The sequence below is a fragment of the Brenneria populi genome (assembly GCF_036016195.1).
GTDB classification, from domain to species: Bacteria; Pseudomonadota; Gammaproteobacteria; order Enterobacterales; family Enterobacteriaceae; genus Brenneria; species Brenneria populi.
Genome location: NZ_JAYWTM010000004.1, coordinates 84,419 through 106,232, shown reverse-complemented (window position 1 = coordinate 106,232; position 21,814 = coordinate 84,419). Strand labels below are relative to the sequence as shown.

19 protein-coding genes are annotated in these 21,814 nt (G+C 57.6%); 16 read left to right on the top strand and 3 right to left on the bottom strand.

Annotated elements, in window-relative coordinates; genetic code table 11:
- The first annotated feature begins 215 nt into the window (after positions 1–215).
- The 11 genes from cobU (at position 216) to VSX58_RS05165 (ending at position 11,800) form a co-directional block, all read left to right on the top strand.
- Positions 216–761, top strand: a complete 546-nt coding sequence (gene cobU / locus VSX58_RS05215; protein ID WP_327617173.1) for a bifunctional adenosylcobinamide kinase/adenosylcobinamide-phosphate guanylyltransferase — start codon at positions 216–218, stop codon at positions 759–761.
- Positions 758–1,504, top strand: coding sequence for an adenosylcobinamide-GDP ribazoletransferase (gene cobS / locus VSX58_RS05210; protein WP_327617172.1), 747 nt, complete (start codon positions 758–760; stop codon positions 1,502–1,504). Before cobU ends, cobS begins: the two co-directional genes overlap by 4 nt.
- Before the next feature lie 48 nt (positions 1,505–1,552).
- Positions 1,553–2,161, top strand: a complete 609-nt coding sequence (locus VSX58_RS05205; RefSeq protein WP_327617171.1) for an adenosylcobalamin/alpha-ribazole phosphatase — start codon at positions 1,553–1,555, stop codon at positions 2,159–2,161.
- A 15-nt stretch (positions 2,162–2,176) separates the two neighbouring features.
- Positions 2,177–3,241, top strand: coding sequence for a nicotinate-nucleotide--dimethylbenzimidazole phosphoribosyltransferase (gene cobT / locus VSX58_RS05200; RefSeq protein WP_327617170.1), 1,065 nt, complete (start codon positions 2,177–2,179; stop codon positions 3,239–3,241).
- A 499-nt stretch (positions 3,242–3,740) separates the two neighbouring features.
- Positions 3,741–4,607 carry a MurR/RpiR family transcriptional regulator gene (locus VSX58_RS05195; protein ID WP_327617169.1) on the top strand — a complete coding sequence of 289 codons (867 nt, stop codon included), beginning with the start codon at positions 3,741–3,743 and terminating at the stop codon, positions 4,605–4,607.
- A 274-nt stretch (positions 4,608–4,881) separates the two neighbouring features.
- Complete coding sequence (locus tag VSX58_RS05190) at positions 4,882–6,015, top strand: ABC transporter substrate-binding protein (RefSeq protein ID WP_327617168.1); 1,134 nt, start codon at positions 4,882–4,884, stop codon at positions 6,013–6,015.
- Positions 6,015–7,136, top strand: coding sequence for an ABC transporter ATP-binding protein (locus tag VSX58_RS05185; protein WP_327617167.1), 1,122 nt, complete (start codon positions 6,015–6,017; stop codon positions 7,134–7,136). The genes VSX58_RS05190 and VSX58_RS05185 overlap by 1 nt, the downstream gene beginning before the upstream one ends.
- Complete coding sequence (locus VSX58_RS05180; protein WP_327617166.1) at positions 7,133–7,984, top strand: ABC transporter permease; 852 nt, start codon at positions 7,133–7,135, stop codon at positions 7,982–7,984. The genes VSX58_RS05185 and VSX58_RS05180 overlap by 4 nt, the downstream gene beginning before the upstream one ends.
- The gene (locus VSX58_RS05175) at positions 7,981–8,763 is read left to right on the top strand and encodes an ABC transporter permease (protein ID WP_327617165.1); all 783 of its coding nucleotides are present in this window, start codon (positions 7,981–7,983) and stop codon (positions 8,761–8,763) included. Before VSX58_RS05180 ends, VSX58_RS05175 begins: the two co-directional genes overlap by 4 nt.
- A gap of 24 nt (positions 8,764–8,787) precedes the next feature.
- A complete protein-coding gene (locus VSX58_RS05170) occupies positions 8,788–9,927 on the top strand; it encodes a M24 family metallopeptidase (protein ID WP_327617164.1) in 1,140 nt (379 codons plus the stop codon).
- A gap of 355 nt (positions 9,928–10,282) precedes the next feature.
- Entirely contained in the window at positions 10,283–11,800 is a 1,518-nt protein-coding gene (locus VSX58_RS05165; RefSeq protein WP_327617163.1) for an EAL domain-containing protein, read from the top strand.
- 50 nt (positions 11,801–11,850) lie between these two features.
- On the opposite strand, the gene VSX58_RS05160 is transcribed toward VSX58_RS05165, so the two are convergent.
- The 3 genes from VSX58_RS05160 to VSX58_RS05150 are packed head-to-tail and all read right to left on the bottom strand — an operon-like array spanning position 11,851 to position 15,811.
- Positions 11,851–13,392 carry an AMP-binding protein gene (locus tag VSX58_RS05160; RefSeq protein ID WP_327617162.1) on the bottom strand — a complete coding sequence of 514 codons (1,542 nt, stop codon included), beginning with the start codon at positions 13,390–13,392 and terminating at the stop codon, positions 11,851–11,853.
- Positions 13,389–14,822 (bottom strand): acylating sulfoacetaldehyde dehydrogenase, encoded by a 1,434-nt coding sequence (gene sauS / locus VSX58_RS05155; protein WP_327617160.1) that lies wholly within the window; start codon positions 14,820–14,822, stop codon positions 13,389–13,391. The genes VSX58_RS05160 and sauS overlap by 4 nt, the downstream gene beginning before the upstream one ends.
- Complete coding sequence (locus tag VSX58_RS05150) at positions 14,819–15,811, bottom strand: aliphatic sulfonate ABC transporter substrate-binding protein (RefSeq protein ID WP_327617159.1); 993 nt, start codon at positions 15,809–15,811, stop codon at positions 14,819–14,821. Before VSX58_RS05150 ends, sauS begins: the two co-directional genes overlap by 4 nt.
- A 739-nt stretch (positions 15,812–16,550) precedes the next feature.
- Here VSX58_RS05150 and VSX58_RS05145 point away from each other — a divergent pair.
- The 5 genes from VSX58_RS05145 to VSX58_RS05125 are packed head-to-tail and all read left to right on the top strand — an operon-like array spanning position 16,551 to position 21,803.
- Positions 16,551–16,700: a hypothetical protein gene (locus VSX58_RS05145; protein ID WP_327617157.1), complete on the top strand. Its 150-nt coding sequence runs from the start codon at positions 16,551–16,553 to the stop codon at positions 16,698–16,700.
- 42 nt (positions 16,701–16,742) lie between these two features.
- A complete protein-coding gene (ssuC, locus tag VSX58_RS05140) occupies positions 16,743–17,534 on the top strand; it encodes an aliphatic sulfonate ABC transporter permease SsuC (protein ID WP_327617155.1) in 792 nt (263 codons plus the stop codon).
- Complete coding sequence (ssuB, locus tag VSX58_RS05135) at positions 17,531–18,331, top strand: aliphatic sulfonates ABC transporter ATP-binding protein (protein WP_327617153.1); 801 nt, start codon at positions 17,531–17,533, stop codon at positions 18,329–18,331. The genes ssuC and ssuB overlap by 4 nt, the downstream gene beginning before the upstream one ends.
- Complete coding sequence (gene hpsG / locus VSX58_RS05130) at positions 18,328–20,808, top strand: (2S)-3-sulfopropanediol dehydratase (RefSeq protein WP_327617151.1); 2,481 nt, start codon at positions 18,328–18,330, stop codon at positions 20,806–20,808. The genes ssuB and hpsG overlap by 4 nt, the downstream gene beginning before the upstream one ends.
- A gap of 38 nt (positions 20,809–20,846) precedes the next feature.
- Positions 20,847–21,803, top strand: coding sequence for a glycyl-radical enzyme activating protein (locus VSX58_RS05125; protein ID WP_327617150.1), 957 nt, complete (start codon positions 20,847–20,849; stop codon positions 21,801–21,803).
- Positions 21,804–21,814 lie beyond the last annotated feature (11 nt).

Genomic DNA, 21,814 nt, shown 5'->3' with positions numbered 1-21,814 from the left:
CGGTTTAAACACTAAATCTATATTTAATATCAGTATGTTAAATATAAAAACACAAACAAGATATTATTATGGGTAACGCCTCAACGCCTGCGCGGGAATGACGTAAAGAGTGAATAAGCGGGACCTGCGGAGATGGCGAGAGTGGGTTGGAATGAAGCGAGTGCACGGGAACGGCTGCACGTCGCGCCGCACATACATAAACAGGAGTTTATCCGGTGATATTGATTACGGGCGGAGCCAGAAGCGGCAAAAGCGCGCTGGCGGAACGGCTGGCGGCGCGGCACGGCGATAACGTGCTGTATATCGCCACCTCGGTCGTTACCGACGACGAAATGGCTCAACGCGTGCGGCGGCACCGGGAGAGCCGTCCGGCGCAGTGGCGCACCTGGGAAGGCTATCGCGATCTAGGTGCGGTGATGACGCAACAAGCGGCGGCGGATCGGGCGGTGATTGTTGAGTGCGTCACCACCCTGATCGCTAACCTGTTGTTTGAGCAAGCCGGGGATACGCCAGCGGAACAGATGGATTTCCCGGCGATAGAGGCGGTGATCCAACGGCAGATCGACGCGCTGATCGATGCCTGCTTGCGCAGCGCGGCGCCGATCTATTTGGTGACCAACGAACTGGGCATGGGCATTGTGCCGGAGAACCGGCTGGCGCGGCATTTCCGCGATATCGCCGGGCGCGTCAATCAGCGCCTGGCCGCCGCCGCCGAGTCGGTCTATCTGGTGGTATCGGGCATTGAGGTCAAAATTAAATGAATCTGCGTCTGTTTTTCGCCACGCTACAGTTTATGACGCGCATTCCGCTGCCGGCGCGCTGGACGCGGGGGCTGGAGATGCGCCAGTATGTGCGCGGAATCGTCGGTTTCCCTTTTATCGGCCTGATCGTGGGCGCCATCGCCGGCGCCGTGTTCGTTACGCTGGCGCCCTGGAGCGGCGCGCCGCTGGCGGCGCTGGCCTATGTGCTGGCCCTGGCGCTGATTACCGGCGCGTTTCATCTCGACGGACTGGCGGACACCTGCGACGGCGTGTTTTCCGCGCGCGCGCGGGAAAGAATGCTGGAGATTATGCGCGATAGCCGCCTCGGCACCAACGGCGGGCTGGCGCTGATTTTTATCGTGGCGGCGAAAGTGCTGGTGGTGAGCGAGTTGGCGCTGCGCGGCGCATCGATGCTGGCCGTACTGACGGCGGCTTCGGTGGCGGGCCGCAGCGCGATTGTGCTGTTGATGTACCGGCAGCGCTACGCGCGCGAAGGGCAAGGGCTCGGCAATCTCTATATCGGCCAGGTTCGCGGCGCTGAGACGCTGATTACGCTGGCGGGCGGGGCGCTGCTGATCGGGCTGCTGGGGCAGTGGTCCGCGCTGCGGGCATTTGCCGTCACGCTGATTATCGTCTGGCTGATGGGGCGCTATCTGCGCCGCCGGCTGGGCGGTCAAACCGGCGATACGCTGGGGGCCGCCGAAGAGGTCGGCGAGCTGGTGTTTCTGCTGGCGATGCTGTGACGAGAAAATGCCGTGACGCAACGTTATGCCAAAAAACGAGGATAAACCATGCGCTTGTTTCTGGTCAGGCACGGTCAGACCGCGGCGAACCTTAGCGGCGTTTTCTGCGGTATGACGGATGTCGGGTTGACGGCGGCGGGCGTCGCCCAGGCTCGGCGGGTCGCCGGCTGGCTGGCCGACGTGACCTTTGGTTCGGCGGTCAGCAGCGCGCTGCTGCGGGCGCGCCATACGGCGGAAATCGTGCTGGAGACGCACCCAATCGCCGCCGCCGCGGACAAGGCGTTGAACGAAATGTCTTTCGGCGATTGGGAAATGCGCCATCATCGCGATTTACAGCATGAGGACGCCGACGCCTGGGCCGCCTGGATCGCGGACTGGCAGACGGCGCGTCCGACCGGCGGGGAGTCGTTCCCCGAGTTTTCACGCCGCGTGGAGCGAATCACGCAAACCCTGCGCGCCCGGCGCGGCGCGGACAATCAGCTGATCGTGGCGCATCAGGGCGTATTAAGCCTGCTGCTGGCGACCTTGCTGGCGATGCCGGCGAGCGGGATGTGGCACTTTCATTTTGAGCAAGGCGCCTACAGCGTATTGGACGTGCAGGACGGATTCGCCACGTTACGGGCATTAAATAATCGGGCGCCCTGGCAGCCCGAATAAATTGAGAATAACGAGATGCAAACAGATTCATCATCCGCGCTTTCATCCCTGGTTAAGGCGATTACGCCGTTGGATAAAGAGGCTATGCGGCGCACGGCCCTCAGGCTGGATAGCCTGTTGAAACCGCTGGGCAGCCTGGGACGGTTAGAGCAGTTGGCCATTCAGCTGGCCGGTATGCGCGGGATTTCCGCCCATCAGGCGGCGCGCAAACAGATTATCGTGATGGCCGCCGATCACGGCGTCTATGAGGAGGGGGTGGCGATCTCTCCGCGTGCGGTGACGGCCATTCAGGCGGCGAATATGGTCAAAGGCATTACCGGCGTCTGCGTGCTGGCGGCCAATGCCGGCGCCGAGGTGAAGGTGGTGGATGTCGGCATCGACAGCGATCCGCTGCCCGGCGTGCTGAATATGAAGGTGCGGCGCGGCAGCGGCAATATCGCCCGCGAGGCCGCGATGACCTATCGGCAGGCGCAGGATTTACTCCTGGCCTGCGCGCAACTGACCCAGCGGCAGGCCGCCGCGGGGGTGCGTGTTTTCGGCGTCGGCGAGCTGGGCATGGCGAACACCACGCCCGCCGCCGCCATCATCAGCGTGCTGACCGACAGCGATCCCCAACTGGTGGTCGGCGTCGGCGCTAATTTCCCCAGCGAACGCTTGGATCATAAAGTAGCGGTGGTGCGCCGGGCGATCGCCGTTAACCAACCCAATGCGCACGACGGCGTCGACGTGTTGAGCAAAGTCGGCGGCTTTGAACTGGTGGGGATGGCGGGCGTGATGCTGGGCGCTGCGGCGGCCGGACTGCCCGTGGTGCTGGACGGTTTTCTCTCCTACGCGTCGGCGCTGGCGGCTTGCTGTATTGCGCCCCAGGCGCGGGATTACCTGATTCCCTCCCACTTCTCGGCGGAAAAGGGCGCGGTGATTGCGCTGCGGCATCTGCAGATGGAGCCCTATTTGCAGCTGGGCATGCGGCTTGGCGAAGGCAGCGGGGCAGCGCTGGCGATGCATCTGATCGACGCCGCCTGTGCGATGCATAACGATATGGGGCGATTATCCGACAGCAATATCGTCCTGCCGTCATAATCTTAAGCGCCTATCCCGGCAGGAAACGCGCTATTTTTCTCTACCCGCGGCGCGGTGTGGGGGATGTCGATCTGCCGTCGCAGGCATTCCGCATCCCCGACCGTCCGCGCCGCCGCGCCGCCGCCTGGAAAGCGGGCCGCCGGGAAGCCGTCGCCTTAGCCGAAGCGCTTATTTCTCCCGGTTTTTTCACAAAATTTTATATCTGTTCTATCCTATTAGGTGCGTTATTGTATGAACAAGTCGGTAGATAATAATTGAATATATTATCTATTTCGTATGTCAATAAAGTAACGATTTTAATCCTGGTGAAATTATTAACATGCTATTTATATGCTTAAGGCGGTGAATTATTATTGCTTTCGATAATGTGTGTTTTAGTTAAATTTATCTGTATGATTTTTTTATATTTTATTGGTATCGCCCAAAAAAATTAATTTTATTGTTGCAAATACAACATGTTTGCATTTTACTGTAGTGACTGAGTCATTCGGGATGTTATATGAATTTTTCAGCTTTGGTCCGTGAACGCTTTTCTAAACTTACTCCAGCGCAACAGCTTATTGCTCGCTATATTGAAAGGAATAAGGAACGAGTCGCGTTTATGACGGCCAAGCAGTTAGCCGATGCGATAAATGTGAGCGATGCCGCGATTGTTCGGTTTTCCCGCGCATTAGGCTACCGCGGTTATACCCATTTACGTGAGAATCTGGGCGCAGAATTGATTGAAAACGTTGGATTAAGCGGCGTATATCAACAGATTCCGGCATCATCCAGCGAAGTCGAATTAAAGGAGCATGTTTTTGCCAACGGCAGTTTGCTGATGAATCAAACGTCGGCGTTGAATCAGCCCGAGACCATTGCCACTATCGCTGAGAAAATGGTTTCCGCCAGGCGCATATGGGTTACCGCGCACGGCACCACGCATTCAATGGCCGTTTATTTGGCAATGCAGCTCAATGTGCTGAAAAGCGCGGATTTAATTAATATTGGCGTAGGCGATGTTGCCGATCGCATCAGGCATATAAACGAAGAAGATGTTTTTATCGGCATCGGTTATGAACGCTATGTTCCTTATACCATTGAGCTTATGCATCTTGCGCGTCTGCGCGGAGCCTATGTGGTTGCGTTAACCGATCGCCCCTCTTCTCCCCTGGCGAAAGAAGCGGCGGAAGCGCTGTATATTGCCCGGAGCATGTCGAAGATTGGAAGATGGTCCCAGATCGGAACCATGATTATGGCTGACTGGTTGATGTCGCAAATGGTTGTAATAGATAAGGAAAACATAAATAAAAGATTGCAGGACTCAGATAAAATCTGGGAATTGCTCGGACATTGGAAAATGTCAACACCAGGGAAACACCGATAATAAAAAATATATATAATATATACTCTAAGTAATTCGGGGGGCAGGGCCAAACGTTATCGTGTGGCCTAACGCCAAGCGCCGACTCTATTGCGGACGAGGCTCATTGATGAGCCTCGTAGCGCAATCAGAGACGATCCCGTTCAGCGGATCCGGCCGGCGCGCCTGCAGCCTGAAAAATGAAGGAGATAATTTTTATGAAATCACTTAATAACATATTAGTTACTAACACCAGGACGGGCTGTGCTTGCAATTTATAAACTAAAGGATAGTAGCTATGAGTAATAAAAAGGAAAGCCTGCTTTCCACTACACCGGCGTTAACGGAGGGAGAGATAAACACCTCCCGACGGGATTTAATAAAAAAAGGTTCGATTCTTGGCGCTGGCGCGGCGTTAGGCGCTTTCTCGATATCGACCGCGTTTGCCAAAAGCGATAGGGAAGTGATTGTCAGAGGGTTGGGCGGCTCTTATCAGGATGCAATGGATATCGCCGTTCATAAGCCCTTTACCGAGGCGACCGGCATCAATGTTAAAGTCATCCCCTCAACGGGATCGCAAATATTGGCCATGGCCAAAACCGGAAGAATGAGTATCGATGTTTTGGATTTGAGCGATATCACTCAATTTAATCTGGATAAAGCCGGAATTTTGGCCCCGATTAATTACTCGGCGATGAAGTTGAGCAATCCGAACGATATTATTCCGGAGCTGCGTCATCCTAATATGGTCGGCAATCTTCTCTATGCCACCGTACTGGTTTATAACACCGAAGTATTCAGTGATAAAAACCATCCCCAAAATTGGCAAGAGTTCTGGGACGCGAAAAAATTCCCCGGTCCGCGCACGCTAGCGGATATGCGTACGAGTTCAACCGAATTAGAGCTTGCCTTACTGGCTGACGGCGTGGATAAAAGCCAGCTTTATCCGATTAATATTGAACGCGCTTTCGCCTCCCTGAGTAAAATCAGGCCCTATGTGGCAAAATGGTGGGACACCGGCGCGGTTTCCGCGCAGATGCTGGAGCGCAAAGAGGCGGTGCTCGGCGCGCTATGGAACGGCCGGGCTCAGACGCTGATCGATCAAGGCGCGCCGCTGGCGATCGAATGGAATTTGGCAAAGCAGCAGGTGCAGTATTGGAGCGTGGTTAAAGGCGCGCCTAACCCGGAACACGCCCAGCTGTTTATTGATTTTGCCCTACAGCCGGAAGTTCAGGCCAAGCTCACCCAGCATATCGCCTATGGCCCCACCAATAAAAAAGCCTTTGATTTTGTACGTCCGGAAGATTTGGTTAAGTTGCCGTCCAACCCCGCGTATTTTTCCAAAACGTTTGTGCGGGACGCGCGGTGGTGGTCGGAGCATCTGGAAGAGGTCGGTAAAGTCTGGCAGCAGTGGTTCCTGGGTCAGGCTTAATGGGCGTTGTCGATTCGTCGCGCCGTTCCCGGCGGTTAACCAAGGGAACGGAGCTGCGCCTTGAGGGGGTAACCCGGCGTTTTGGTCAGACGGCGGCGGTGGATGATCTGCATCTGACCGTCGAATCGGGAGAGTTCGTGACTCTGCTGGGAGCCAGCGGATCGGGAAAAACCACCACCCTGATGATGGTCGGCGGCTTTACCCCGCCGACCTCCGGCCGCGTCCTGATTGGCGGTAGGGACGTGACGGACCTTCCCCCGGCCAAACGCAATTTGGGCATGGTCTTTCAGAACTATTCGCTCTTTCCCCATCTCTCCGTTTTTCGCAACCTGGCGTTTCCCCTGGAGATGCGCGGCGCGCCGCAGAGCGTTATCAGGCAAAAGGTTGCGGATGCCCTGGAGATGGTGCAGCTGGCGGATAAAGGCCGGCGGCTGCCGCGTGAGCTATCCGGCGGACAGCAGCAGCGCATTGCCCTGGCGCGGGCGTTGATCTTCGAGCCTCAAGCGCTGTTGATGGACGAACCGCTGGGGGCGCTGGATAAAAAACTGCGTGAGCATATGCAGCTGGAGCTAAAACGCCTGCATATGTCGAATGGCTCGACGGTGCTGTTTGTTACCCACGATCAGGAGGAGGCGCTGACGCTTTCCGATCGTATTGCGGTGATGCGGGATGGGCGCATCGCGCAGATTGATTCGCCCCAATCCTTATACGAAAAACCGGCAAGCCGCTGGGTCGCTGAATTTATCGGACAATCCAATTTTATCGGCGGTCATATCGAGGCGATTCATCCGGATGGCTACGACGTCAGGTTGGATAGCGGCGAGCGGATCGGCGGGCGGGGCGTGGAGAATCTGGCGTGCGGACAGCGGGTTTTCGCGGTGCTGCGGCCGGAGAAGATTCGCCTGTCGGCGGCGGGGCGGCTGCCGGTCAGCGCGCAGATCGGCGAGGTGCTGTATTTGGGGCATACGGTGAAGGTCACCGTACGGCTTAACGACGGCACGGCGTTGCTGGTGCAGACTCAGAATAGCGATATGGAAAAGAGCATCGCGCCGGGCGCCGCCGTTTCTCTTGGCTGGCAGCCGGAAAGCCTGTGGTTTGTCGCCGGGGACGCGGCGCAATGAGCCTGTCGATACCCAAGCGGCGTGACTGGAAACCCTGGCTGCTGCTGGCGCCTTCGCTGCTGGCGCTGCTGGCGTTTTTTGTCTATCCGCTGATAAAAATGCTGGGCTTCAGCCTCTACAGCCCGGATTTCACCTGGAGCCACTACCTGCGCATCATCCATGAGCCCGTCTGGATTAACGTATTGTGGATCACTCTGCGAATCTCCTTCTGGGTCACCCTGAGCACATTGCTGCTGGGCTATCCGCTGGCCTGGGTATTGGCGAGGCTGAAACCGCGCACGGCGAATATCTTTCTGATTTTGGTGATTATCCCCTATTTTACCAGCGTGCTGGTGCGAACCTACGCCTGGATGGTGCTGTTAGGGACGGAAGGCGTGGTCAATCAGCTCTTGATCGCGGCCGGTTTGATTACCGAGCCGCTAAAGCTGATGTACACCTCGACAGGCGTCTTGATCGGCATGACCTATATCCTGCTGCCTTATATGATTCTGGCGCTCTACAGCGTGATGCGGGGCATCGACTTTAGCCTGTTGAATGCCGCGGAGAGTCTGGGGGCGTCGCGCTGCCGCGCTTTCTGGCGGATTATCGTGCCGCTCTCTTTGCCGGGGGTGGCGGCGGGCGGGCTGCTGGTGTTTATTCTTTCGCTCGGCTTTTTTATTACGCCTGCGCTGATGGGCGGCCCGCAGCAGACGATGCTCTCGATGGTGATTGAAAGCCAGATAGAGATCTATTTCGACTGGGGGTTCGGTTCGGCGTTAGCCACGGTGCTGCTGGTCTGTACGCTATTGTTATTCTGGCTTTATCAGCGTTTGGTGGGGCTGGAGCGCCTGTTTGAGGCCAAACTATGAATACCGTCAAGCCGGGGCTGTTTTCGCTGGTGATGGCGATACTGGTGCTGTTGTTTCTGGCCTTGCCCATTATCATTATTTTTCCGCTGGCATTGAGCCCAACCGCATATTTAACTTTTCCTCCCGAGGGGGTTTCTCTGCGTTGGATGGCAAAGGTGCTGACAAACCCGGAGTGGATGAGCTCGCTGTGGCTGAGTTTTCGTATCTCCGTCGTCTCAACGTTGCTGTCGATGGTATTCAGTCTGCTGATGGCGCTGGCGTTGGTTCGCTACCGTTTTAGCGGCAAACAGATTATTTACGTGCTGGTGCTGCTTCCCATGATTGTGCCGAATATTATATCGGCGCTCGCGCTATTCTTTTTCTTCTCTGCCGTCGACATCTTTAACAGCGTGAGTTCGATTATTATCGGTCACGCGGTGATCGCATTGCCGGTGGCGACGATTATTATTTCATCAACGCTGCAGGGCATCGACAGGCAGTTGGAGTATTCGGCGATGAGCCTCGGCGCCAGCGATTTCACCGTCTTTCGGCGTATTACCTTTCCTCTGGCGGCGCCAGGCATAATATCCGCCGCGATTTTCTCGTTCCTTAGCTCTTTTGATGAGTTATTGATTGCCTTATTTATGGCGGGCAACAGCGTCCAGACGCTATCCGTACGAATATGGAATAGCGTGCAGTTTGAGCTGGATCCGACGATTGCCGCCGTTAGCGTATTATTGATTTTTATTACTATTGTATTTTTACTGGCGGCTAATTTTTTAACACAACGGCGACAATAAAATTGTAACTGTGACGGGGAAATTATGGAAAATCATAAAAATCTTATTTTTACACTGGCGGAGTATCATCAGAGAATAGCCAAAACCCGCGCTTATATGCGGGAGAAGGATATCGGCCTGCTGGTGATCGATCAGACGGAGTTTCTGTTTTACCTGACTGGATTCACCGTCTCTGAAAATATGTACCGGGCGTGTTTATTACCGCTTGAAGGCGATCCGCTTATGATCTTCCGCGCCATGGACGAGCACACCTTTCATGAAAATAGCTGGGTAACGGATATCGTGACCTTTGCCGACTGGCAGGATCCAATCGAGGTGCTGGTCGGCACCATTATCGAACGCGGCTGGGAGCGGCTGAATATAGGCGTCGATTTTGATTCTTACTGTATGACGGTAAACCGTTTTAATCGCTTGCAAAGCTATTTCCCTTCCCGCCCCTTCCGCGACTTCTCCGGCGTGCTGGAGCAGTTGAGAGAGTGCAAAACGCCGCAGGAGATCGCCTATCTTTCCCGGGCGGCGAAAGTGGGCGACATCGCGCTGGCGGCCGCCGTCGCGGAGTTGGGCGTTGGGAAGAGCGGACGCGGCGCGGCGGCCGTTGTGCATCAGGTCTTTATGAGCAATGGTTTGGACTCGGCCCGCTATGGCATCATTACATCCGGCGTCGGGAACAGTTTTTTACACGGCAACCTGCATAATCATCCTCTGGAAGAGGGCGAGATTGTCCATATGGAGCTGGTAGCCATTCTGCACGGATACAGCGCTCGATTGATGCGTCCGGCGATTGTTGGCAAGGCGTCGCCGCGGCAGCAAGAGATCGCCGCTCGGCTGATTGCCATTCAGGACGCCCAGCTCGCCGCGATGCGGCCGGGCGCGGTGGCGAAAGATATCGACGCGCTGGCGCGTAATGCGGTGCTTGAAGCAGGATTGCGGGAGGACTACGCCGGCATCACCGGCTATACCCTGGGCTATTATTCGCGCTATACCCCCCATACCAGCGATTTCAGCCGCGTATTCTTACCGAACGCCGAGTGGATCCTGAAACCGGGAATGGTGTTCCATATGTATATTTATGCGCAAGGGCTCGCGTTTAGCGAGACCATCGTCATCACTGAGCAGGGACATGAGCGTCTGACCCAGACGCCGCGCCGGCTGTTTATTGCGTAATAACCGCGCCGCGCTTTTGCCCCCTTGAGCGGCTTTGGGAAACGCCGCCGGCGTTTCCCCGTGGTCTGGCCGACCGTTTTTTCCGTTTCTCCGCGTCTGTTTCCCTGCGTTATTTCCATCCTGAGCCGCGCCGGCTCTTCTCCCGGTGCGCGCCGCCGCGGGTTTTTCGATCGCGCGGGCGCTTCGCCGCTCCCGCGGCATGGCGGCGAGCCGATCTTGGGATCCCGCGCTCATATTACGTATAAATTGATAAACTTATCGGTGCCAGTGCCGATTATTGAGTTCCAGGGAGCGTTTTTTTCATGGCAGAGAGCTTGAAGCGATGAGATCGATTAGCAAAAAAGCAAAAGTCATCATGGCGTTCAATATAGTCTGCGGCGCCCTGTGTCTGTTGTTGGTCGGCCAGATGGTGATCGCCAGGATAGATCAAAATAAATTGAATAATTATGGTGCTGCGCTGATACGCCGCGCCAATGATGTGGCGATGCAGTCGGTGCGGGCGATGGACGACGCCGAATATGTTGCGCCGGCCCCCTGTTCCGACGACGATCTGTTTCAACTGCGTTTTCTGGTTTACAAATATCGCTATCTGCTGGATATCGCACGGCTGCGTGACGGCGAACTGATTTGCTCCGCCGGACGGGGCGTTCTTCCCCTCCCGGAACCCCTGCCAAAGCCGGATCTGGTGGAAAAAAACATCGGATTCTGGCGGGCGGCGAAAGGGCCGCTGGATCCCCGAATAGAGGTGGATATCGCCAGCCGCGGCGATATCGCCGTGTTTACCTCTCCCGACGCCTTCCACAGTTTTTCCCTCCCCGTTCCCGGCTATAGCGCATTAATGACGACGGCCGATGAGCGCCATATCTATCAGAACTTCGGCGCCGGGGGAGAGACATATTCGCGCCAGCGTAGCGCCTGGTACCATCAGTATCGCCTGGGGTATCAGTGCAGCAATATTTATAATATCTGCATCTATGCGCGCCTGAACGCATCGGGACTCCTCTCTCTGCCGTTCTATATCAACCTGATTCTTGCGCTGGTGGGCGGAGTGATGAGCGGGTCCTTGTCTCTGGCGGTTATTTTGCTTATTGAACGCAATAGATCGTTCAGCAAACAGGTTTATAGCGCCGTCTGCGGCAGAGAGCTGTATGTTAATTATCAGCCCCTGATTTGCCTGCGCAGCCGCGAGACGATTGGCGCTGAAGCGCTGGTGCGCTGGACGAATCACAAGGGAGAGAATATCCCGCCGGATATTTTTATACCGGTTGCGGAACGGCTGGGGATTATCGGGCAGATTACCCGCCAGGTCGCCTATACGGCGCTGGAAGAGCTGCACGATATTCTGATTCAAAACAAAAATTTTTATCTCAGTATCAATCTTGATATTAAAGATATCGTGGAGCCTGAATTTCAGCGCTATCTGGATGAGCTTGTCGAGCGGTTCGGTATCGCCAGAAAACAGATTATGCTGGAAATAACCGAACGTTCGACGGCGAATCATGCGGTGATGTCTGAACGGCTCGCCATATTGCATGACGCCGGCTATAAAATCGCGCTGGATGATTTCGGCACCGGCTACTCCAATTTATCCTATCTGGCGGTCATGCCTTTCGATGCGATTAAAATAGATAAAATTTTTACCGAGGCCATCGGCACGGATTCGATTAACGCCCAAATGGTCGAGCATCTCTTTAATATGATGGCGATGTTTAATGCCGCCGTGGTGGTCGAAGGGATCGAAACCTATGAGCAGGCCGTCTATGTCGGCGAGCGCTGCCCGGATTCGGTCGGGCAGGGGTGGTATTTCGGCAAACCGATGGGCGGGGAGTCTTTCAGGCAATACTACCGTGACGGGACCGGCGATAAAACCTAGCTTCCGGCGGCCGCTTTCTCCCCCCGTCCTTTGCGCATGCGCGACCGGCGCTATTCGCGGGCGGGGGTAGCCGCCGGATTCACCGTCAGGCGTTCGCTCAGCTTAAGGCGCTGAATTTTCCCTGAGGAGCCCCGCGGCAGGCTGTTAACCACATGAAAGCAGCGCGGGGTTTTGTATTTCCCCAACTTTTCCCGGCACCACTCCCGCAGCGCGTCTTCATCCCACGGATAGCCCTCTTTAAGGACGATGGCGGCGGCGATCTCCTGCCCGTAGTCGGCGTCGGGGATAGCGAACGCGGCGGCTTCCATAATCGCCGGGTGGCCGATCAAAATATCGTCGATCTCCCGGGGAGCGATATTCTCGCCGCCTTTGATAATGAGCTCCTTCAGCCTGCCGGTAATAAAATAAAACCCTTTATCATTGCGATAGCCCAAATCGCCGGTATGCAGCCACCCGGACCGGTCGATGGCCGACGCCGTCTGAGCGGCGTCCTTGTAGTAGCCGTTCATGACGCCGGCGCCGCGCAGAACAATCTCCCCGACGCGGTTATCCGCCAGGGGGTATCCCAGTTGGTCGACCACCGCCGCCTCGACGCCGCAGGGCAACCCGACGCTGCCGTACACCCGCCGCGCGGGGGGATTGCAAAAAACCAGCGAGCTGGATTCCGTCATCCCCATGCCTTCGAGCACCGGGATGCCGAAACGTTGCTCAAACTGTTCATGGTGCGTCTGCGGCAGCGGCGCGGACGCCGAACGGGCAAAGCGCACGCCTGGATAACGGCGCACGCCGTCCGAGCCGGCGTTTAATAAGAACGCAATCATGGTGGGCACCAGATTCAGCCAGGTGCAGCGACGCTCATCGACCGTTCGCCACCATGCGGAGACAGAGAAACGCCGCATCGCGACCAGACTGCCGCCGGAAAACAGCGGAACCAGTACGCCGATAACCCAGCCGTTGATATGGTAAATCGGCAGGGCGCTCAGCAATCGATCCTGCGGGCCAAGCCGGTGCCAGCGGCTGATTTCCCGCGCCGCGGCGAACAGATTGGCATGGCTGAGCAGCACGCCTTTGGGGTTGCCGGTGGTGCCGGAGGTGTACATCAGTAGCGCGGGGTGCGCGGGTGCCGGCTGATAAAGCGTCGGCGGCGGCGCGGATGACGGCTGCCCGGCGGCAGGCCAGCGCTCGTCGGCGATGATCCGCGGTCTCTCCTGCGCGGCAAGCCGTTGCAGTATGCCCTGCAGGCGGGGGGCGAACCGACGGGTGGTAAAAATAATCCGCGCGTCGCTATGGGGAATAGTCCATGCCAGCGCATCATCCGTCGCCAGCAGATTCAGCGGCACCGCCACATAGCCCGCCAGCATCAGCGAGAGCGCCAGCCTGACGGTATGGAAGCCGCCCTCCGACAGAAAGGCGATATGGTCGCCCGGCCGGTATCCCTGCCCGCGCAGCCACGCGGCGGCGGCGGCGGTGCTCTGTAGTAGCTGGGCGAAACTCAGAACGTCAGCCGATTCGCCGGCCACGACAAAATGCGCATCCGGGCGTCGCGCCGCCTGTTGCAATAGGATATCCAGCAGCGTAACCGGCGGCGTCATGGATAGCGCCCCTGCAGATAGTCGCCCAGCACCTCATTCAGCGCGGGAATACGTTCGGGTATCGGCGACGAAATTCTGACCAGATTGAAAAAATGGCGGTAATTGAGGTTGTCCGAAAAGTGGTTTTTACCCCAGGTGCCGCAGCCGAGCGTCAGCGTAAAGGGCAGGCCGTTATTGAAATTGCCGCCGGCGGCGAAACAGTGCCCCTGGTTGACGATCACCCGGCTGGCGGGCAGTGACAGACCGGCCTGCACCGCCTCCCTGCTATCCCGGGTATGCAGGCCGACCGAGTGTCCGGCGCCCTGCCAGCGATAGAGAGCCGTTACCGTCTCACAGGCATGGTGAAAATCGTTCACCTGGTAGAGGGTCAATACCGGGGCGAGCTTTTCGCCGGAAAAGGGAAACTGCGGGCCGATCCCCTGTTCCTCCACCATCAGAAAACGCGCCCGCTGGCACGCCGGCCGCGTCAATCCGGCGATTTCCGCCAGCCGGCCCGCCGGGCGCGCAATGCTGCCGCGGGCCAGTTTCCCTTGCGACCACAGCGCCTGTTGCAACTGCCGTTTTTCCTGCGGCGTTAATAATACGCCGCCCCGAGCGGTCAACGCGTCGATGGTTTGCCGATAGCGGGAGGCGGGAATGATCAGGCTATTTTCCGCGGAACAGCTGGTGGCGTGGTCAAAGGTTTTGGAGGCGGCGATATGGGCGGCGGCGGCCTCGATATCCGCTGTTTCACCGATGATGCCGGCGACGTTGCCGACGCCGACGCCGAAGAGCGGGGTGCCGCTTTGCGCGGCGTCGGCAATATTTTTGGGCGACCCGGTGGCGATGACCAGATCGGCCTGTCGCAGCAACGCCGCCGTTTGAGCGCGCGCCGCCGGCAGCGGCAGCATCTGCACCAGCTTGCGCGGCGCCTGAATGAAATCCAGTTCGTGATGGATATACGCCAGCATGCGGGCGCACACCTTCGCCCCGGCGGGAGAAGGGGCGAGAATAATGGCGTTGCGGCATTTGACGGCGTTGATAATGTTATTGATCACCGTGGCGACCGGGTTGGTGGACGGCGTAAGCGCCGCGACAACCCCTACCGGCCGTGCGATTTCAATAATGCCCCTGTCTGGTATTTCATTAATAATCCCGACGCTGCGTTTTCCCTGAAGATCGCGCAGCAGACCGAGAGTTTTGCGGTAGTTCTTCGCTATTTTGTCTTCAATATCGCCCATACCGGTGTCGAGAACGGCCTGCGTCGCCAACGCCCGGTTATTCTCCGGATGAATAACCGCCCAGGCCAGCGCGTCGACGACCCGATCGATCTGCTGCTGCGAGTAATGTTCGATAGCCTGCTGCGCTCGACGGGCCTGTTTGACTAATTCGCGGATTGCCGAATCGTGCGCCGCGGGCGCGCTTTGATCGCGATCGCCGCCGGCGGTCATTTGTCCTGACCCGCCACCGGACGCCAGATCGCGACGTCCTGGGCGTTGATGCGCCTGGGCAGCAGGCCCTCATTGAAAAAGGCGTCGGCGATCTGCTGTTGTTCGCTCAGGCTTTGCGGCGTGACCGGCCGGACCTGATAGGTCCGGTTGGCATTGGCCAGTTTGACCGTAGCGCTGTCGAGGTTGCCCCATAGCGGCGCCAGCAACGCCGCCGCTTCATCGGGATTGGCTTTCACCCAGCGGCCGGTTTTTTCCAACTGCCGATAGATGAGGGTTAAAATTTCAGGGTGCCGGCCGGCGTAATCCGTGGCGGCAAGGTAATAGCGCTGGTAGCTTGCCAGCCCCTTGCCATCGGCAAGCACCCGGGCTTTTTGCTGAACGATGGCGCTGGAGACAAAGGGCTCCCAGGTTACCCAGGCGTCGATATTGCCGTTTTCCAGCGCCGCCCGCCCGTCGGCCGGCGTCAGGTAGGCCGGCGTAATGTCGTTGAACGCGAGATTGGCTTTGGCGAGCGCGGCGATCAGTAAGTAGTGGCTGCCCGCCGCCTTAGTGACGGCAATGCGCTTGCCTTTTAACTCAGCCAGGCCGTGGAGCGGAGAGTGCTGCGGAACCAGAATCGCCTGCGCCTCGGGAGAGGGGGTCTCCAGCGCGAAATAGGTGAGCCTGGCGCCGGCCGCCTGGGCGAACACCGGTACCGTATCCGCCACGTCGGCGGAGATATCCACATTGCCCAGATTCAGCGCCTCCAGTAAGGGCAAGCCGCTGGAGAACTCATGCCAGGTAACCCGCACCCCGCGCTGATTTAGGCTTTTTTCCAGCTCCCCTTGCGACTTGAGGATAGTGAACAGCGTGGACGATTTTTGGTAGCCGATGCGCAATGTCGATTCGGCCAGGGCGGGGTAGGCGGCGAATAGCGATAAGGCGAAAAGGGATAACAACAGCGGCAAGGCGGCCAATCGACGATAAATATAAGAGCGTAATAGCGGCATGTTAAAGGCGTCCCGTTGGGTATATGAGATATATTCGTCAAACTTCAAGCTGCGGATGCGTCGATTTTTTCACACTGTTCAAAACGATGACGTTTGTTCCGCGACTCGGATTATTTAGGAGATAAAGCGGTATGTTTTATAAAAATAATCAACGCTGTCAAAGATGATATTTTTCTTTTTATTGTTGTTTTTTCACTATCTCACTTTCTTAATGCTGTTTTTGGTATAGAAAATATAAAAATTGTCGCCGGGTGAAATAAATGAAAATAATAAGTTATGGTAAGTTGTTTTTTTAGGTCTATACTCAAAAAGATTCGCGTTGCGGGGAAAAAACGACAAAACATTTTTGTCCGACGCGGCACTGGCTTTCGCGGCGGCTCTGCCGCTCGCCCGGTGGTCTCGCCCGCCTCAGCGCGATTCTTTATGCGAAGAAAAAACAACATACTCGGACGGTTGACAAACCTATCGTTCATTTTCGCCATTCACCGGGCTTTGTCAGCAAACTCATACTGTTATTTATGACAATTTATTAAATTACGTTTAATGACTTCTGGGGATTCGTCAGCCAAAAAGGGGGGACGCCACGGATGGATCAAGCAACAAAACCGACACCTATATAAATCAAAGGATAACGAGTATATATAAATAATCGATATCTTTATTTATAACTGATGTTTTATTCCCTAGCCCGATAAAGATTAGGATGCATTATTATTATTTCTGATTCAGCGGTGCGTTTATGCTCGGTTTTCCCCGTTATGCCTTTATTTTCATGGTCTCCATGGCGTTCTCTGTTGCGGCCTATTCTGCGGAGGTACTGCGAATCGGCTATCAAAAATCGGCGACAACGCTGGTGCTGTTAAAAGGGGCGGGGGAGCAGCCTCAGTAATCAATTACCTATCTATTTCTGTCGACAGAGGGAGTGAATGCGATGAACACCGTGGTTAAACAGACGCTGACGCGGCTGATCCCCTGGCTGATTCCGCTGCTGTTGATTATCTCCTGGCAGGCGGCGGTGATGGCGGGCTGGCTTTCCACCCGCATACTGCCGGCGCCGGGCGCCGTGCTCAAGGCCGGCTGGGCGCTGGCCTACAGCGGCGAATTATGGCAACACCTGGCGATCAGCAGCTGGCGGGCGGCGGTTGGCTTCGGCATCGGCGGCGCCATCGGCCTACTGCTGGGGTTGATTACCGGGCTGTCGCGCTTCGGCGCGTTGCTGATCGACAGTACGGTTCAGATGGTGCGCAACGTGCCGCATCTGGCGCTGATACCGCTGGTTATTCTCTGGTTCGGGATTGATGAATCGGCCAAGATTTTTCTGGTGGCGCTGGGCACCTTCTTTCCTATTTACCTGAATACCTACCACGGAGTGCGGCATGTGGACGCCGGGCTGGTGGAGATGGCGCGCAATTACGGACTCTCCGGATTTTCGCTGTTTCGTCAGGTTATTCTTCCCGGCGCGCTGCCCTCCATTCTGGTCGGGGTGCGTTTTGCGCTCGGCCTGATGTGGCTGACGCTGATTGTGGCGGAGACCATTTCCGCCAGCGCCGGGATCGGCTATCTGGCGATGAACGCCCGTGAGTTCCTGCAAACCGATGTCGTGGTGATGGCCATTATCCTGTACGCCGTGCTGGGCAAACTGGCGGACGTCGCCGCCCGTCTATTGGAACGCAGCTGGCTGCGTTGGCATCCATCCTATCAATCCGCCGGAGGTGAGGCATGAGCGCCCGCATCTATTCCGTCAATCAGGGTATTGCGCTGGCGACGCGGCGCCTTGGCAAGCATTTCAACCGGCGCGCGGTGCTGGATAATCTGGATTTGCAGATCCCCGCCGGGCAGTTTGTCGCGGTGGTCGGGCGCAGCGGCTGCGGCAAAAGCACCCTGCTGCGTCTGTTCGCCGGGCTGGAAAAACCCAACGCAGGCGAACTGCTGTCGGGAAATCAGCCGTTGCAGCAATTTCAGCAGGATATCCGTCTGATGTTTCAGGATGCCAGACTGCTTCCCTGGAAAAAAGTGATTGAAAACGTCGGCATCGGTCTGACGGGCGACTGGAAGCCCAAGGCGCGGGACGCGCTGGAGGCCGTGGGCCTCGCCGGCCGGGAGAACGACTGGCCGGCGGCGTTGTCCGGCGGGCAAAAACAGCGTGTGGCGCTGGCGCGGGCGCTGATTCACCGCCCGCGACTGCTACTGCTTGATGAGCCGCTTGGGGCGCTGGACGCGCTGACGCGCATTGAAATGCAGCAGCTTATCGAACGCTTATGGCTGGAACAGGGGTTCACCGTTTTGCTGGTGACGCATGACGTCAGCGAAGCGGTCGGCATCGCCGATCGGGTGATCCTCATCGAACAGGGGGGCATCGGTCTGGATTTGACCATCGATCTGCCCCGACCGCGTCACCGGGGAACGCCCCGTCTGGCGGCGCTGGAACAGGAAGTGCTGGAGCATATTTTTAACCGGCATGAGGCGAGTGCCGAGAATGGCGCGGATAGCGGCCGTCAGTATAGCGAGGCGCGCCAATGAGTCAGGACACGCCGGTATTAAGCCCGCAGGAGTCGCGCCTTCTGCAGTCCGCCGAGGTTGCGCAGGCCGGGCGGTCGCGCAGAACGGATAAGATCTTGGCTGAAATCCAGCAGGGCAAACCCGGCATCGACGTCGAGCGCGCCCGCTATTTCACCGAGTCGATGCGCGCGACGGAAGGGCAGCCGCTGCTCCTGCGCTGGGCCAAGGCGATGTATCACATCGCGCAGAAGATCACGGTTTATATCGACGATGAACAGCTTATCGTCGGCCGCGCCGGCAAGCCGGGGCGCTATGGCATTTTGTATCCCGAACTGGACGGCGATTTTCTTGACGCGGCCATCGGCCAGCTTCCCTCCCGGCAGGCGTCGCCGTTTACCATAGACGAGCGGGAGCGCGCGGTGATCCGCGAGGAGATCTCCCCGTACTGGCGGGGTAAAACCTATCATGAGAGTCTATCGCAGGCGCTGCCGGAAGAGACCCTGCGCCTGACGTACGACCCCACAGACCGGCAGACTTCGCGCTTTATCGTTAATGAAACCTCCTCTTTTCGCTCATCCATTCAATGGGTGCATGATTACGAAAAGGTGCTGCGGCGGGGATTTAAAGGCATCCGCCAGGACGCCGAGCGGCGTTTGGCGCTGTTGGATCCGTTGAATCCGGTTGAGAGTGTGGAGAAAGCGCCGTTCCTGCAGGCGGTCGTTATCGCCGCCGACGCCATCGTGCTGTGGGCGAAGCGTCATGCGCGGCTGGCCGCCGAGCTGGCCGAGAAAGAGAGCGACCCGCGGCGGCGCCGGGAGCTGCTGGAGATTGCCGACCGCTGCGAGCGGGTGCCGGAGCAGCCGGCGCGGGATTTCCGCGATGCGCTGCAGGCGCAGTGGTTTACCCAGCTCTTTTCCCGCCTGGAGCAGAAAACCGGCACCATTATTTCCAATGGCCGGATGGATCAGTATCTTTACCCTTATTATCAGCGGGATATCGAGCGGGGAGTGCTGAATGATGAGCAGGCGCTGGAGTGGCTCTCCTGCGTATGGGTCGCTATGGCGCAGTTCGTCGATCTCTATATCTCGCCGACCGGCGGCGCCTTCAACGAGGGCTACGCGCACTGGGAGGCGGTGACGATCGGCGGGCAGACGCCGGAGGGAATGGACGCCACCAACGCCCTGTCGCACCTGTTTTTACGCTCCAAACGGGAGTTTCCCCTGCACTATCCCGATCTGGCCGCTCGCATTCACAACCGCACGCCGGCGCGCTTTCTGCACGATATTGCGCTGACGATTAAGGAGGGCACCGGCTTTCCTAAGTTAATCAATGATGAAGAGGTGGTTCCCTTACTGCTCTCCAAAGGGGCGGAGTTTTCCCAGGCCTATGACTACGCGGTTTCCGGCTGCGCCGAATGCCGCATGCCTAACCGCGATACCTATACCAGCCCCTGCGCCTATATCAACTTTCCCGCCGCGCTGGAAATGACGCTCTATAACGGACGGATGAAGCGCTACGGCATGGAACGGCTCGGGCTGGAAACCGGCGATCCGCTGAGTTTTTCCTCATGGGAGGATTTTTGGCAGGCTTATCTGCGCCAGCATATCAATTTTCTGCGCCACGCCTTTATCCAGCAAAAGATCATTATTGATTTGCGGGCCAAACATTTTGCCTGGCCGTTAGGGACGGCGCTGCATGATTTAGCCATGGAGGCCTGCAAAGATATTCATCAGCCGGTGATTGAGGGCGGCATCGACTTAGGCTACTTCGAGTTTATGGGCTACGGGACGGTGATTGATTCGCTGGCGGCGATTAAAAAACTGGTCTACGAAGAGCGGCGTATCTCAATGACCGAGCTGCTGGCGGCGCTGGAAAATAATTTTGAGCGGCAGCCGGTGCTGCGCGCGCTGCTGATGAATGCGCCTAAATACGGCAATAACGATCCCTATGCCGACGACATCGGCAAAGCGCTGGATAAGGCCTGCCTGGAGTTCACGCGTAAATATTCGCAAACGCTTGGCGTACATCTCGATCTTCGGCTGGTGCCGTTCACCTCCCATGTGCCGTTCGGCAAGGTGGTTCACGCCACGCCGAACGGCCGTAAGGCGTGGATGCCGCTGTCGGACGGCTCCTCGGCATCCCAGGGATGCGACGCCCGCGGGCCGACGGCGGTGCTGCTGTCAAATTATCAGAGCAAAAACTATCAATTCCGCGAGCGGGCGGCGCGATTGCTGAATATTAAGTTCACGCCGTCCATTGTCGCCGGGGAGACGGGAACCCGTAAGCTGTGCGATTTAATCAGGGCCTGGTGCGATCTGAAATTGTGGCACGTACAGTTCAACGTGATTAACCGGGAAACCCTGCTGGCGGCGAAGGCCGATCCGGAACGTTACCGCGGGCTGATCGTGCGCATTGCGGGCTACAGCGCCTATTTCACCGATTTGTCGCCGGATTTACAGGATGACCTGATTGCCAGAACCGGGCATGAAATCTTCTAGACGGAGACGCGCAGCATCATGCGCGAGGCCGTCGGGCCGTGGTGAATAAACCGATGCCGCTTCGCGCCGAAGCGCTTGCCGGCTGGGTGTTCAATACCCAGCGTTACTCCCTGCACGACGGGGAGGGGATCCGTACGGTGGTGTTTTTAAAAGGCTGCCCGCTGCGCTGCGCGTGGTGCAGCAATCCTGAATCGCAAGACGGCCGGCCGGAAATCGCCGTCGATGCGCGAAAATGCCTGGGGCGAACGGACTGCGGCCTGTGCGAGCGCCAGTGCCGGGCGGCGGCGCTCGACTATGCGCCCGGGGGCGCGGTGCGTATCGACCGCGGGCGCTGCTCCCACTGCCTGCAATGTGCTCCCCACTGTCCGACGCGGGCTTTACACCATTTCGGCGAACGCATGACGGTTGATCGGGTGCTGGATATCGTGGAGTCCGACGCGATTTTTTATCAGCGCTCCGGCGGCGGATTAACGCTGAGCGGCGGCGAACCCCTGATGCAGGGGGCGTTCGCGCTGGCGCTATTGCAGGAGGCGAAGAGACGCAATATCGATACGCTGCTGGAAACCTGCGGCGACGGCAGCTGGCGGATTCTGCGCCAGATCGCCGACTGTGTCGACGCCGTTTACTTCGATGTTAAAAGCCTGAACGACAGCCTGCACCGCCGGTTTACCCGGCGCGGCAACCGCCGCATTCTGAATAACTTATTGCGTTTGCGCCGTGAGTTTCCCGGTCTGCCGATCCATGTCCGCACGCCGCTTATTCCCGGGTTTAACGCCTCGTGGGCCGAAATTAATCCGATTATCGATTTCATTCTTTCACTGCCGCAGGTCAGCTACGAAATTTTGCCCTACCACCGTTTAGGCAGCGACAAATACCGCCTGCTGGGCCGGGAGTATTTCCCGGCGGAGCAGCGGCTGGCGCCCGCGCTGGCAGGCGATATCATTCGCCGGGCGCAGGCGCGGTGCGGCGAGCGTTATGGGGTGTCCGTGGCGTAGCGATTGGGGCG